Genomic DNA, 1,221 nt, shown 5'->3' on the forward strand with positions numbered 1-1,221 from the left:
TGACCTGCTCCCCGTTGATTAGTACACCCCGATGTTAGTAATGTCTTCATAAGCCACATGAGGACATCCCCATGAAGAAGCGTTTTTCCGACCAACAGATCATCAGTATTCTCCGCGAGGCTGAAGCCGGGGTTTCTGCCCGCGAACTCTGCCGTAAGCATGCCATTTCCGACGCCACCTTTTACACCTGGCGTAAAAAGTATGGTGGTATGGAGGTGCCTGAGGTTAAGCGCCTGAAGTCGCTTGAGGAAGAGAACGCCCGACTCAAGAAGCTGCTGGCCGAAGCCATGCTGGATAAGGAGGCGCTTCAGGTGGCCCTGGGCCGAAAGTTCTGACGACAGACCAGAAGCGGGAAGCCGTGGTGTTGATATGTGATGCGACCGGTCTGTCGCAACGTCGTGCCTGCAGGCTCACAGGGTTGTCCCTGTCGACCTGCCGCTACGAAGCGCAGCGTCCCGCGTCGGATGCGCATTTAACCGGACGCATCACCGAACTGGCACTGGAGCGCAGGCGTTTTGGCTACCGCCGCATCTGGCAGCTGCTGCGCCGGGAAGGGCTTCATGTTAATCACAAGCGCGTGTACCGGCTTTATCATCTCAGTGGCCTGGGGGTAAAACGCAGACGACGTCGCAAAGGGCTGGCGACAGAACGTCTGCCGCTGCTCCGCCCGGCGGCGCCGAATCTGACCTGGTCGATGGATTTTGTCATGGATGCGCTGGCCACCGGTCGCAGGATCAAGTGCCTGACCTGCGTGGATGACTTCACGAAGGAGTGCCTGACGGTCACCGTTGCATTCGGGATTTCAGGCGTTCAGGTCACGCGTATTCTGGACAGCATTGCGCTGTTTCGCGGCTATCCGGCTGCGATAAGAACCGATCAGGGCCCGGAGTTTACCTGCCGCGCGCTCGATCAATGGGCCTTTGAGCATGGCGTGGAGCTGCGGCTTATCCAGCCCGGCAAGCCGACACAGAACGGATTTATTGAGAGTTTTAACGGGCGCTTTCGCGATGAATGCCTGAATGAACACTGGTTCAGCGACGTCAGCCATGCCAGGAAAACCATCAGTGAATGGCGTCAGGATTATAACGAGTGCCGCCCGCACTCCACGCTGAATTATCAGACGCCGTCTGAATTTGCGGCGGGCTGGAGAAAGGGTAATTCTGAAAATGAAGGTTCCGACATTACTAAGTGAGCGTTGTATCTAATCCTGGGGGCAGGTCA

1 protein-coding gene is annotated in these 1,221 nt (G+C 57.0%); it reads left to right on the forward strand.

Annotated features, from left to right (window positions below; genetic code table 11):
* The first annotated feature begins 71 nt into the window (after positions 1 to 71).
* Positions 72 to 1,192 (forward strand): IS3 family transposase gene (locus tag FHW04_RS23455; RefSeq protein WP_089562648.1). Its coding sequence is split into 2 segments (ribosomal slippage): positions 72 to 330 and positions 330 to 1,192, totalling 1,122 coding nucleotides; the frame shifts between segments, so codons are not numbered across the junction.
* Positions 1,193 to 1,221 lie beyond the last annotated feature (29 nt).

The organism is Pantoea sp. AN62 (assembly GCF_050432985.1).
Taxonomy (GTDB): Bacteria; Pseudomonadota; Gammaproteobacteria; order Enterobacterales; family Enterobacteriaceae; genus Pantoea; species Pantoea brenneri.